Origin of the sequence: Bradyrhizobium sp. CCBAU 51753 (assembly GCF_015291565.1) — a bacterium.
GTDB lineage: Bacteria > Pseudomonadota > Alphaproteobacteria > Rhizobiales > Xanthobacteraceae > Bradyrhizobium > Bradyrhizobium ivorense.
The window spans coordinates 5495864-5507979 of record NZ_CP030037.1; the positions used below are offsets into that span (position 1 = coordinate 5495864).

Consider the following 12116-nt stretch of genomic DNA (forward strand, 5'->3'; position numbering starts at 1 on the left):
AGCGGTTTTCCGAAAAGATCATGCTCAAACAAAGAGCTGAAGCGCGATGACGATTCACCCAATCTCATCGCGCTTTAGCGGCGGTTCATCATTTTGGTTTGACTGCCCTGCATATCCTTAGGGTTGCGTCGCCCTGACGCAGCCCTGCAACATTCATGTCGCATTCAGCCCGCAACATTATGGTCGGCGACACAAGGCACGGCTTCTGCAATGATCCGGCCGGGCGAATCGGTGAGTGAATGTTTGTTGCGGTGCCGCAGTGCGGCCCAAATCAAAGGGAGAACACATGAAGTATCTTTTTGCAGCGGCAGTTTTGGTGACGACCGCGTTCGCCGGAATGAGTGCAGCGGAAGCAGCCGGTGGCTGCGGCCCCGGCTGGCATCGCGGTCCCTATGGCGGCTGCGTCAGAAACCGTGGCCCGGTCGTGGTCGCCCCCGGCCCTGCTGTCGTGGTCAGGCCTCCGGTCGTGGTTGAGCGCCCCGTCGTGGTGGCGCCCCGGGTGCGCGCCTGCCCCTATGGATTCGCCTGGCGCTACGGCCGCTGCCGCCCGATCTGATCGCGGCTTGAACCGAGTAAACAAAACCCCGCCTCGCGCGGGGTTTTTCTTTGTGTGCGGAAGCCCGCGGCTGCGCCGCGTGCGCCTCACCAATAGCGGCGACGCCAGTGACGGCGCCAATGCCGGCGGTGCCAACGCCGGCGCCAGCCCCAATGGCGATGGCGCCAGCCCCAATGGCGATGGCGCCAGCCCCAGTGGCGGTGATGATGCCAGCGCACCTCTTCCGGCTTGAGGCGCGCAGCTTCCTCACCCGAGGTCACGGCGGGTTGGGCCTGCGCATCGCCCGGCAGCTTTGCATCTTCATTGAGCGGATGCGGTGCGAGCGGCGCGGCCTGCGCGGTGGCGGCGAAGGCTGCGACGCCCGCGGCGGCACCGCAGGCGATCTTGAGAAAATCCCGGCGTTCCATGACAGATTTCCTTTCCCGATGTTGCTTGAGGTCACGCAGCCAAGTCTCGTCGCGCCGATCTGAACGCCGGCTGAACCGCACACGGGACCGCCGTCGCATACGGCCCTCACATGCGCCATGATGGAGCGCCTGACGACAACGCTTCCCGAGGGGGACCACCCATGCCAGCCCGACACCGCGCCGCTTTGCTCTCGATCCTGCTGATATCAGGCACGGCGCTGCCGGCCGCGGCGCAAGACATCGCGCTGCCGCGCGAGGCGCAGCTCGGGCCGCGGCCGTTCTATCTGGTCGACAAGATGAAGGACGGGCCGCTGAAGCAGCAGCTCGCGCAGTGCACCGGCCCGTTCCACAGATCGGATTTCTCGATCGGCCACCGCGGCGCCGCGCTGCAATTCCCCGAGCACAGCCGGGAGGCCTATCTCGCCGCCGCGCGGATGGGCGCCGGCGTGATCGAATGCGACGTCACCTTCACAAAAGACCGCCAGCTGGTCTGCCGCCACTCGCAATGCGACCTGCACACCACGACCAACATTTTGACGGTGCCCGACCTCGCCGCGAAGTGCACGCAGGGATTCAGCCCGGCCGATCCCGCCACTGGCAGGAAGGCGTCGGCCAAATGCTGCACCTCGGACATCACGCTCGCCGAGTTCAAGCGGCTGACCGCGAAGATGGACGGCTTCAACCCGGCGGCCACGACCGTGGAGGAATTTTTGAACGGCACGCCGCGCTGGCGCACCGACCTCTACGCCACATCAGGCACGCTGATGACCCATGACGAGAGCATCGCGCTGATCAAAAGCCTCGGCGCAAAGTTCACGCCGGAACTGAAGGCGGCGGAAGTGCCGATGCCGTTCGACGGCGATTACACCCAGGAAAAATATGCGACGCAAATGCTCGCCGCCTACAAGGCCGCCGGCATTCCGGCGAGCGACGTGTTCGCACAAAGCTTTAGCCTCAAGGACATCGTTTATTGGGTAAAGACCGAGCCGGATTTTGCAAAGCAGGCGGTCTATCTCGAGGAGCGCTACGAGAAGGACGGCCTCGATCCGAACAGACCGGAGACCTGGAAGCCCTCGATGCAGGAGCTGAAGGCATCGGGCGTCGCGATCCTCGGGCCGCCGATCTACGCGATGCTGGCGCTGAACGACAAGGGCGAGATCGTGCCGTCGGCCTACGCCAAAGCCGCGAAGGCCGCCGGCCTCGAGCTGATCGGCTGGTCGCTGGAGCGCGACGGCCCGCTGCACAAGGGCGGCGGCTTCTACCACAAATCGATGAAGGCGGCGATCGACCGCGACGGCGACACGCTGACCGTGCTCGACGTGCTGGCAAAACAGGTCGGCGTCCGCGCGATGTTCTCCGACTGGCCGGCGACCACGACATTCTATGCCAACTGCATGGGGATGAAGTGAGGCCCACCCGTCGTCCCGGCGAAGGCCGGGACGACGTGGGATAGAGCGGCGGCGCGAGTAGTTTCGCGAACCACAGAACCCGGTTAGCATGCCCCCTCTCCCCGACCACGGGAGCAACGACAGGGAGGCCGCCATGAAGCAGGGACAACCGATCAAGGACGCCAGCCACCTCTACGAAGTCGAGCGCCGCGCCCAGCACGCCGCCCGCCCCGGCTTCCGCATCCAGGAGCTGCAGCTCTCGCCGACCCAGAAGGTGCCGTGGCACACCCACAGCAACATCTCGGATACCTTCTACGTGCTGGAAGGCCAGATGCGGCTGTTCCTGCAGGAGCCGAAGGAGGAAGTGAACCTGAAGCCCGGCGAAGTCTACGCTGTCAGGCCGACCCGCCCGCACCTCGTCACCAATGCGGGCACGACGTCGCTGACCTTCCTGATCCTGCAAGGCGTCGGCGAATACGACTACGTGCCGCTGGCATCGAGTTAGGCTCGCGCCGGCGCTCGGTGCCGTCATCCCCGCGCAAAGGCTACGCCTTTCGCTGGAGGAGCGCGCCCTTGCGCGCGTCTCGAAGGATGACGGGACAACCGGACAAGGAGGTTGTCGCGCTGATCGTCGAGTGGCCGCCAGGTTCGGGCACCGGCCTTCACACCCACCCCGGCGACGAATACACGACCGTGCTCGAGGGCGAAGTCGTCGGCAGAAAGGAAGGCAGCGAAGCGAAAACCTATGGCGCAGGACAGTCCTATCACAACGAGCCCGGCGTCGTTCACGAAGCCAATAACAAAGCAAGCGCGCCCGCAAAGACCTTCAACGTGTTCGTGGTCGAGAAGGGCAAACCGGTCAGCGAGCCGGTGAAGCGGTAGATTTGTCGCAGGCGTTGTTGCCGGCAGGCAAGTCGGCTTACATTTCGCTTGCCGGCGACTTATTCTGTGCACCAGAGCCACCTCCCTGCGATGGGGAGACTGCCCGAGGGATTGGCAGCTTGCGCTATCAATTCGAGGAGTTCGCACTCGACACCGACCGGCGCGAGCTGCAGCGCGGCCCGGATGTCGTTTCCATTGCGCCGCAGGTGTTCGACCTGCTCGAACATCTGATCCGCAACCGCGAGCGGGTCGTCAGCAAGGACGATCTCATCAAGGCGGTCTGGAACGGCCGCATCGTCTCCGAGGCCGCGCTGACCACGCGGCTGAACGCCGTGCGCGCCGCGATCGGCGATAGCGGCGAGGCGCAGCGCCTGATCAAGACGCTGCCGCGGAAGGGTTTTCGTTTCGTTGCCGCGGTGCGGGAGCTACCGATGTCCGCGGGCGCGGCCATCACCGACAGGCCGGCCGAGCCGCCCAGACCCGCCGCCCTCACCCTGCCGGATCGTCCCTCGATCGCCGTGCTGCCGTTTGCCAATCTCAGCTCCGATCCGGAGCAGGACTATTTTGCCGACGGCGTCGTCGAGGACATCACGACCGCGCTGTCGCGCTTTCGCTGGCTGTTCGTGATCGCCCGCAATTCGAGCTTTTCCTACAAGGGCCGGCCCGTCGACGTGAAGCAGGTCGGCCGCGAGCTCGGCGTGCGCTACGTGCTGCAGGGCAGCGTGCGCAAGGGCGGACACCGCATGCGGATCGCGGGACAGCTGATCGATGCCGACACCGGCGTCCATCTCTGGGCAGATCATTTCGAGGGGCCGATCGAGGACATGTTCGATCTGCAGGACAACCTGGCGTCCAGCGTCGTCGGCGCCATCGCCCCGAAACTGCAGCGTGAGGCGATCAAGCGGGCCAGGCGCAAGCCGACCGAAAGTCTCGACGCCTACGACCATTACTTGCGCGGCCTGACCAAGGCGCGCTGGTCCGACAACGCCGCAAATAGCGAGGCGCTGCGGCTGTTCACCAAGGCGATCGAGCTCGACCGCAGTCTCGCCTGCGCCTACGGCATGGCCGCCTGGTGCTACGTCCGGCGCAAGGCCAATGGCTGGATCGACGATCACGCGCGCGAACGTGCCGAGGCGACGCGGCTGGCGCGCAAGGCCGTCGATCTCGGCGCGGATGATCCGGCTGCGCTCTACGTCGGTGCATATGCCCTCGCCTTCATCGCCGAGGAGTTCGACGACGCCGCGGCCTTCATCGATCGGGCCCTGGCCATCAATCCAAACTTTGCGCAGGCCTGGGGCACCAGTGCCTGGCTGCGGGTCTGGAGGGGCGAGCCGGACCTCGTGTTCGAGCACGCGGCGCACGCCATGCGGCTCAACCCGCTCGATCCCTCCACCCAGCACGAGGCGCACGGAGCCATGGCGTATGCGCATTTTCTGGCCGGCCGCCATGATGCCGCGGCCTCGTGCGCCGAAAACGCACTGCGCGATCATCCCGCCTACCTGCTCTCGCTGTGCGTTTTTGCGGCCAGCAGTGCGCTGGCGGGACGGCCCGGGCCGGCAGGCGGCGCGGTCCTGCAGGCGCGGCAATGCAACCCCAATCTGCGCGCCGCCACCTTGAGAGAGCTGACGCCGTTTCGCCGCACTGAGGATTTTGCGACGTTCGCGAACGCGCTGCGCGATGCCGGCCTGCCGGAGTGACCGCGATGATGTAGCCCGCATGAGCGCAACGACACGCGGGTAAACCTTGCCGCGCCGACAGAGATGCCCCGGATATCGCTTCCGCCTTCGCCAAGGCTTCGGCGGACAAGCCGCTCATCCGGGCGACGATTGGCGCAAGCCGTCCCTCACATCAACTTCAGCGGCGCATCGTGAACCAAGCGAAGGCCGATCCGGCCGATCAATTCCGACCGGCGCGCCTCGGCCTCGCCGATCGCGGCCTCGGTCTGCCGCAAGGTGCTGACATTCGACCCGTACGACACGATGCCGCCGAGGATCAGCGCAATCGATCCGAGCGCGGCGGACTGCCCGGCGCCGAACAGGCCGAGCAGCGTGATCAGCAGCAGCGCGAAGCCGGCGGCGATGGCGATCTTCGAGCCGAGAATGATCCTGCGAGATCGCTCGGCGCTCTCCGCAAGTTCCTCGATCCGCGCTTCGAGCTCGGAGATTTCGTCCGACGGATCATCCTCGACCTTCATGTACAAGCTCGCAGACCGTGTTAGGCAGGCGCGCGTACAGCGTCTATTGTCGCAATGACGAATTGCGCATCGCTCGTCTGCCTTAAGACTTACCTGTGAGCGCCTCGTTGAGCGAGTCCAATTCACGCTTCAAGTTGCGATCGCAAGCCAAAAGAAAGCGAAGCCCGAAGGAGGTGAGAGCATAGAGTCGGCCGGTCCATTCCAACCCCGCACTTCCACCGACTCCATCCAACAGATGCAGAACGCCAAGGCTTACCAAGTTCGACGCAATAGCTTCATCCTTTTCAGACCAATCAGGATGACTGAAATCGAAGTAGTCTTCTGAATCAATACCCACGAACGTCCAAACAGTACCGGGATATTCGTATGAATCGATGATACCTTCGTTTTTCCCCGTCAGCTACATCACTCTTGACATTATTGTCGACGAATTTTCCCAGCATACTTTGGACGAAGATGTGCGGAACATCTTCAATATGAGTGAGCCCGCGGCTTCCGCGAGCCTTACGCACAAGACGATTTAGTAACTGTACCTCACCAGATCCAATTTCCGCCAACACTGCGGAGAATCTGATCATGCTCGGATCGTACTCACCTGCGGCGCTCACTAGCAAATCAGACCAGCGATCACATAGTTCGCTATCGCCATCTTCAAGCGAAGCACGTTCCAGAAAGGGAACTAGAAATTTGGTAGGGACTGCAGCGACAAGTCGTCCTTCTTGGGCGATCTTATCATTTGCTAGCTCGGCGATGCGATTAAGTGTCGCTTCTTGCTGTATGCGCAATAGATCACGCTTGTGCCGAAGCTGATCTCCTTTGAGCCCAGCCCACTCTGTAATCGGAGAAATCAACGTAAGCCAAGCACCGGCCTTTGCACGCGTTACGTCGGGTGGAATCACCTGCGTGGTGGAATGCTTACGTTGATAAATTGCTTTTGCGACGACTTCAGCCTTCGCAACAGCCTCCCCTCTGACATTGGCAGCCGGTCTCTTCTTTTTCGCCATGTTCACAACGGCAAATTGTCGTGCTTCTTCGCCGGAATCTCCACCTTCTTGTCCTTCAGCATCGCCAGCGCCCGGGCGATCCGCCGCCGGGTCGAGTGCGGCATGATGACGTCGTCGATGTAGCCGCGCTCGGCGGCGATGAAGGGAGAGAGGAAGCGGTCTTCGTATTCCTTGGTGCGGGCGGTGATCTTGTCGGGGTCGCCGATGTCACTGCGGAAGATGATCTCCACCGCGCCCTTGGCGCCCATCACCGCGATCTGCGCGGTCGGCCAGGCGTAGTTCATGTCGGCGCCGATCTCCTTTGACGCCATGACGTCGAAGGCGCCGCCATAGGCCTTGCGCGTGATGATGGTGACCAGCGGCACCGTGCACTGCGAATAGGCGAACAGCAGCTTTGCGCCGTGCTTGATCAGGCCGCCATATTCCTGCGCGGTGCCCGGCAAAAAGCCCGGCACGTCGACGAAGGTGACGATCGGGATGTTGAAGGCGTCGCAGAACCGGACGAAGCGCGCGGCCTTCCGCGAGGCGTCGCTGTCGAGCACGCCGGCCAGCACCATCGGCTGGTTGGCGACGAAGCCGACCGTGCGCCCGGCGATGCGGCCGAAGCCGGTGATGATGTTCTTGGCAAAGGTTTCCGAGATCTCGAAGAAGTCGCCCTCGTCGACCACCTTCAGGATCAGCTCCCGCATGTCGTAGGGCTTGTTCGGATTGTCGGGGATCAGCGTGTCGAGCGAATTGTCGACGCGCTCGATGGAATCGAAGCTCGGCCATTCCGGCACGCCGTCGGAATTGTTCGACGGCAGGAAGTCGATCAGCCGGCGCATCTGCAAGAGCGCATCGACGTCGTTCTCGAAGGCGCCGTCGGCGATCGAGGAGCGCGTCGCGTGCACCGAGGCGCCGCCGAGCTCTTCCGCGGTCACCACCTCGTTGGTGACGGTCTTCACGACGTCGGGGCCGGTGACGAACATGTAAGAGGTGTTCTTCACCATGAAGATGAAGTCGGTCATCGCCGGCGAATAGACGTCGCCGCCGGCGCAGGGGCCCATGATGACCGAGATCTGCGGGATCACGCCCGAGGCGATGACGTTGCGGCGGAACACGTAGGAATAGCCCGCGAGCGCCGCGACGCCTTCCTGGATGCGGGCGCCGCCGGCATCATAGAGGCCGATGATCGGCGCCCTCGCCTTCATCGCCATGTCCTGCAGTTTTGTGATCTTCAGCGCATGGGTTTCGGAGAGCGAGCCGCCGAACACCGTAAAATCCTTGGCGAAGACAAACGTCTTGCGGCCGTTGACGGTGCCCCAGCCGGTGACGACGCCGTCGCCCGGAATCTTCGTCTTCTCCATGCCGAACTCGGTGGAGCGGTGCTCGACGAACATGTCGAATTCCTCGAACGAGCCCTTGTCGAGCAAAAGCTCGATGCGCTCGCGGGCGGTGAGCTTGCCGCGGGCGTGCTGCGCCTCGATGCGCTTTTCGCCGCCGCCCAATTTGGCGCCGGCGCGCCGATCTTCGAGGGTGTCGAGGATGTCTTTCATTTGTCTCCGCCCGCATTAGCTACAGTTCGCACCTGCGAACCGGTCCCGCTTCGTTCGAAAACGCTTTAGCACGGCATTTTCCGAACTGGAAACCGGGTCTGTGGGCGGCGTGGGGCGCAAAAAAGGTAGGGTTTTCCGATACCTACCTCCGAAGATGTTGTTGGGGAGGCAGTCATGAACGAGACCACCGCGGCCGAGACCGGCGCGCCGACTGGCGGGGTTCGCACCCTGCTCCGGCTGGAGGGACTGGCGCTGTTTGTCGGCATGACCGTGCTGTATGGGGTCTGGGACGGCTCCTGGCTGCTCTATGTGCTGTGCTTCCTGGTGCCGGATTTGAGCTTTGCCGCCTATCTCGCCGGCCCGCGCGCCGGCGCCGTCGTCTACAACGCCGCCCACGCCTATCTCGCGCCGATGGTGCTGATGACGATCGGCTTCGCCAGCGCCGAGCCGCTGGTGCTCTCGATCGCGATGATCTGGCTCGCCCATATCGGCATCGACCGCGCGCTCGGCTACGGCCTGAAATATGCGAAGGGTTTCGGCTACACCCATCTCGGGCGGATCGGCAAGACGCGCGACGAGCCCGCCTGACGTGGACAGCGTCGCATGCGGAAAACCTCTCAGCCATCGGCGCCCGCAAATTGACTGCCTGCACCGCGCTTGGTCTAGTCGCGCCCAATCAAGAAACATGTGGGGGAAGCCGATGCTGATAAACTGGCGCCTGATCGCGACCGCCGTGCCGTTTTGCTGTGCCCTGCTGTTCGCCAGCATCGAGACCAGCGCGCAGCAGATCCCGAAGGAGATCGCCGCCCGCACCGAAATCTACGGCATCCCCTCGCTGACGATCTCCGACCAGCAATTCTTGACCGGCGATACCAACGGCAAACCGGTCACCGCCGCGGGCGAATTGCGCATCGCGCAAGGCGCCGGCCGGCTGCCGGTGGTGGTGCTGATGCACGGCTCGAGCGGCGTCGGCGCCGGGATGGACGGCTGGGTGCGCCACTTCAACGCCATGGGTATCTCGACCTTCGTGATCGACGGTTTTTCCGGCCGCGGCCTGACCGCGACCGGGCCGAACCAGGCCCTGCTCGGCCGGCTCAACCTGATCGTCGACATCTACCGCTCGCTGGAGATCCTCGCCAAGCATCCGCGCGTCGACCCTGACCGGATCGTGCTGATGGGCTTTTCGCGCGGCGGACAGGCGGCGCTGTTTGCAAGCCTCGACCGCTTCCACAAGCTCTGGAACAAATCCGGCGCGCAGTTCGCGGCCTACATCCCGTTCTATCCGGACTGCTCGACCAGCTATCTGACCGACACCGAGGTCGCGGCGCGGCCGATCCGGATCTTTCACGGCACGCCTGATGACTACAACCCGGTCGCAAGCTGCAAGGCCTATGTCGCGCGGCTGCGAGAGGCCAAGCGCGACGTGGTGCTGACCGAATATCCTGATTCCGCGCACGGCTTCGATGCCGGCCTGATCGGCAACAACACGGTGGTGGAATCGACGGGCGCGCAGACCGTGCGCCACTGCACCATCAAGGAGGGCGAAGGCGGCGTCTTGATGAACACCGCGACGCAGGCGCCGTTCAGCTACAAGGATGCCTGCGTCGAGCTGAGCCCGCATGTCGGCGGCAACCCGGCCACCGCGCTCGAGGCGCGCAAGGCGGTCAGCGATTTTCTCACCGCGCTGTTCAAGCTGAGCTAGCGCATGATCCGGAAAAGTGTGAACGGCTTCCCCCAAACGCGCGGCGTTTGCCCGGAGATCACGTTCAAATAGAAAGCTAGTATTCGTAAATCCGCCATGTTGGCTTTCCCCCTAAAGCCGGACATCGGCGTGTGACCACGGCATGTCGGTTTTGGGCCAAAAGCAGAATTGGTACGGTCTGTAGCGGACACTACGACCATCACCGGAAATCGCAGGAAAGTTTGTACCGTCGCCGGTCAAAAGTATGCGGCTCTGCTACAGCGACCCGAATGGTCTCTCCAACCTTTCCGTAAAACCTTACGCACGGACCCACGTCGATTTCTATGTCTGCGGGCAAGTTATTTGCCGCTGCGTCATCGACCTGGAGTGAAACAGTCATGTTTTGGCATTCCGCCGACAGCGCGATCACTCGTCCAGAAAACAACGTCGCTCCATTCAGTGGTTTATGGCACCAGCTAAGATCGGGCGGATGCTCGCATATCCAACGGACACATTGTCCGTTCAGGTCGCGAGGCGACTGTCCAGAAGCTGAGGGCAGCTGCACGGCGACAGCTATGCCAATCGAAGAGACGCATAGGGCTTTTCGCAGCACGGCTCGTCCTCGTGGTTCAGTCCTCAAGCTCAGCATATCCGAAACCGCTCAGGGCCCAAGGCCGACGTGAACGATAGACCGCCGCAAGGTCCGCTTTGGGTCACAAGGCGACCACGAACGCCTCGCTCGACCTTGGCCGGCTTCCCTCCCGGCTGCGGACATTGCGGCATTCTGAACAAACGCTGGCTCCGGGCCAATAGCCGACCTGCTGATCACTCACCTTATTCCGGCAGACCGGCTGCGCGCAGCGCTTCGCCAAGTTTCGCTGCCAGTTCGGGCGCGCAGGCGACGCCAGCGAACTGGCTGTTGATGCGGAAGGTCGGCTGCAATTCCAACACGCACGCGGCAGCCGCCTTCGCTTCCTCGAACCGCCCCAGCGCGGCGAGAGAAGCGGCGAGCTGAACCCACGTAATGCTGTGGGCGGGATTGGCGAGATTGGACTTGTAGGCTGCACTTGCAGCCTCTGCATAGCGATCGCGACAGAAATGGGCGAGCGCCTGCGCGTCGTAAGCAGCAAAGGCCCATGGATCGAATGGGCTCAAGCGAATGCCGCGCTCGCTCCAGTCGACTGCGCGCTCCGCTTCACCGGCCCAGCCGGCGACGACGCTGCCAAGAATCCATGCGAGGGCGGTCGACGGACTTAGCGCGAGCGCCGCTTCGAACGCGGCGAAGGCCGCCTGGCGGTCATGAGCATCCATTCCAAGTGAAAACCCGGCAAAGGTAAGCGCCAGCGCGTCGTCGCGCCCATGCACGATTGCAAGGCGTGCGTGGCGCACCGACGCCGATCGATCCTCTTCCTTCAGCCCTGCGCGCAGAAAGCGATTGTGGTGGCTCATTGCGGCAAGGCCATGGGCGAGCGCGTAAGTGGGCTCAAGAGCCAGGGCGCGCTGGAGCTGCGGCAGGGCGATCGCAGCACGATCGGGCATGCCAGAGTCTACATCCGGCTGGGCACGCAGCACGAGTTCGTAGGCGTCGAGACTATCGGGGCGCTTGCGGCGGATACGCTCGACCTCGGCGCGGCGCAGGCTCGGCTCGATGGCGCCGACCACGGCCAGCGCGATCTCGTCCTGCAAGGCGAACAAATCGCCTACCGTGCGGTCGTAACGCTCGGCCCAGATATGTGCGCCGCTTGCGGCATCCGCGAGCTGTGCGTTGATGCGGACGCGGTCGTCGGCGCGCCGCACGCTGCCCTGCAAAACATAACGCACGCCGAGATCGCGGCCGACCTGCTTCACGTCAGCGACGCGGCCGCGCCAGACGAAGCTGGAATTGCGCGCGATCACGAACAGCCACCTGATGCGCGACAGCCCCGTGATGATGTCGTCGACCATGCCGTCAGCAAACCAAGCGGCTTCGACCGAGTGCCCGAATGGCAGCACAGCAATTGAAGGCTTTTCCGGCACGCACAACGTGGCCGAGTGCCCTGTCTCGTCTGCATTTGTATCAACCCGTGTCACCGAAGGGCCGACATAGCGATAGCCGCGACGCGGTAACGTTTCGATCCAGCGCCCACCGCCGTCCTGCTCGAGCGCGCGGCGAAGGGCCGCGATCTGCACCGTGAGATTGCTTTCCTCGACATTGAGCCCCGGCCACGCCGCCTCGATCAGCGCGTCCTTTCCGACAGGAGACGAGGCGCGCTCCAAGAGGAGGCGCAGTAGCGCAGCGCCTCGCTGGCCGAGCAAGGCGGGCGTATTGCCGCGAATCAGCGCGCCCGTCTCGGCATCGAGTGCAAACGAGCCGAATTTGTACGTGACTGGTTGGGACTGCTGAGCCATTTCGGTGGCATTTTGCAACAATTTCGGAGTTGTTTCACGACTTTTGGACGATGGAAAGGCAGGATAAGGCTCCCGATCACA

12 protein-coding genes are annotated in these 12116 nt (G+C 63.4%); 7 read left to right on the top strand and 5 right to left on the bottom strand.

Annotation, left to right across the window (positions count from 1 at the left end):
* The first annotated feature begins 286 nt into the window (after positions 1-286).
* Positions 287-556 (top strand): GCG_CRPN prefix-to-repeats domain-containing protein, encoded by a 270-nt coding sequence (locus tag XH93_RS25025; RefSeq protein ID WP_139484396.1) that lies wholly within the window; start codon positions 287-289, stop codon positions 554-556.
* A gap of 86 nt (positions 557-642) precedes the next feature.
* On the opposite strand, the gene XH93_RS25030 is transcribed toward XH93_RS25025, so the two are convergent.
* The gene (locus XH93_RS25030) at positions 643-963 is read right to left on the bottom strand and encodes a twin-arginine translocation signal domain-containing protein (RefSeq protein ID WP_194469533.1); all 321 of its coding nucleotides are present in this window, start codon (positions 961-963) and stop codon (positions 643-645) included.
* 161 nt (positions 964-1124) lie between these two features.
* On the opposite strand from XH93_RS25030, the gene XH93_RS25035 reads away from it, so the two are divergent.
* From XH93_RS25035 to XH93_RS25050, 4 genes are all read left to right on the top strand, one after another.
* Complete coding sequence (locus XH93_RS25035; protein ID WP_194469534.1) at positions 1125-2372, top strand: glycerophosphodiester phosphodiesterase family protein; 1248 nt, start codon at positions 1125-1127, stop codon at positions 2370-2372.
* Between the two features lie 133 nt (positions 2373-2505).
* Positions 2506-2856 (top strand): cupin domain-containing protein, encoded by a 351-nt coding sequence (locus tag XH93_RS25040; RefSeq protein ID WP_194469535.1) that lies wholly within the window; start codon positions 2506-2508, stop codon positions 2854-2856.
* A gap of 86 nt (positions 2857-2942) precedes the next feature.
* A complete protein-coding gene (locus tag XH93_RS25045) occupies positions 2943-3233 on the top strand; it encodes a cupin domain-containing protein (RefSeq protein ID WP_194469536.1) in 291 nt (96 codons plus the stop codon).
* Positions 3234-3352: 119 nt separating this feature from the next.
* Complete coding sequence (locus XH93_RS25050) at positions 3353-4930, top strand: winged helix-turn-helix domain-containing protein (protein ID WP_194469537.1); 1578 nt, start codon at positions 3353-3355, stop codon at positions 4928-4930.
* Positions 4931-5076: 146 nt separating this feature from the next.
* On the opposite strand, the gene XH93_RS25055 is transcribed toward XH93_RS25050, so the two are convergent.
* From XH93_RS25055 to XH93_RS25065, 3 genes are all read right to left on the bottom strand, one after another.
* Positions 5077-5427, bottom strand: a complete 351-nt coding sequence (locus tag XH93_RS25055; protein ID WP_194469538.1) for a hypothetical protein — start codon at positions 5425-5427, stop codon at positions 5077-5079.
* Positions 5428-5753: 326 nt separating this feature from the next.
* Entirely contained in the window at positions 5754-6431 is a 678-nt protein-coding gene (locus XH93_RS25060) for a hypothetical protein (protein ID WP_194469539.1), read from the bottom strand.
* A gap of 2 nt (positions 6432-6433) precedes the next feature.
* A complete protein-coding gene (locus XH93_RS25065) occupies positions 6434-7966 on the bottom strand; it encodes an acyl-CoA carboxylase subunit beta (RefSeq protein ID WP_139862930.1) in 1533 nt (510 codons plus the stop codon).
* A gap of 174 nt (positions 7967-8140) precedes the next feature.
* Here XH93_RS25065 and XH93_RS25070 point away from each other — a divergent pair, with 174 nt between their 5' ends.
* Positions 8141-8554 (top strand): DUF4260 domain-containing protein, encoded by a 414-nt coding sequence (locus XH93_RS25070; protein WP_194469540.1) that lies wholly within the window; start codon positions 8141-8143, stop codon positions 8552-8554.
* A gap of 112 nt (positions 8555-8666) precedes the next feature.
* Positions 8667-9668, top strand: coding sequence for a dienelactone hydrolase family protein (locus XH93_RS25075; RefSeq protein ID WP_194469541.1), 1002 nt, complete (start codon positions 8667-8669; stop codon positions 9666-9668).
* 813 nt (positions 9669-10481) lie between these two features.
* Here the strand turns inward: XH93_RS25075 and XH93_RS25080 are convergent.
* On the bottom strand, positions 10482-12035 hold the full coding sequence (locus XH93_RS25080) for a winged helix-turn-helix domain-containing protein (RefSeq protein ID WP_194475328.1): 1554 nt from the start codon (positions 12033-12035) through the stop codon (positions 10482-10484).
* Between the last annotated feature and the right edge of the window lie 81 nt (positions 12036-12116).

Coding starts and splice junctions, on each gene's coding strand:
- XH93_RS25025 (WP_139484396.1), top strand. CDS start 287: ATGAAGTATCTTTTTGCAGCGGCAGTTTTGGTGACGACCGCGTTCGCC.
- XH93_RS25030 (WP_194469533.1), bottom strand. CDS start 963: ATGGAACGCCGGGATTTTCTCAAGATCGCCTGCGGTGCCGCCGCGGGC.
- XH93_RS25035 (WP_194469534.1), top strand. CDS start 1,125: ATGCCAGCCCGACACCGCGCCGCTTTGCTCTCGATCCTGCTGATATCA.
- XH93_RS25040 (WP_194469535.1), top strand. CDS start 2,506: ATGAAGCAGGGACAACCGATCAAGGACGCCAGCCACCTCTACGAAGTC.
- XH93_RS25045 (WP_194469536.1), top strand. CDS start 2,943: ATGACGGGACAACCGGACAAGGAGGTTGTCGCGCTGATCGTCGAGTGG.
- XH93_RS25055 (WP_194469538.1), bottom strand. CDS start 5,427: ATGAAGGTCGAGGATGATCCGTCGGACGAAATCTCCGAGCTCGAAGCG.
- XH93_RS25060 (WP_194469539.1), bottom strand. CDS start 6,431: ATGGCGAAAAAGAAGAGACCGGCTGCCAATGTCAGAGGGGAGGCTGTT.
- XH93_RS25065 (WP_139862930.1), bottom strand. CDS start 7,966: ATGAAAGACATCCTCGACACCCTCGAAGATCGGCGCGCCGGCGCCAAA.
- XH93_RS25070 (WP_194469540.1), top strand. CDS start 8,141: ATGAACGAGACCACCGCGGCCGAGACCGGCGCGCCGACTGGCGGGGTT.
- XH93_RS25075 (WP_194469541.1), top strand. CDS start 8,667: ATGCTGATAAACTGGCGCCTGATCGCGACCGCCGTGCCGTTTTGCTGT.
- XH93_RS25080 (WP_194475328.1), bottom strand. CDS start 12,035: ATGGCTCAGCAGTCCCAACCAGTCACGTACAAATTCGGCTCGTTTGCA.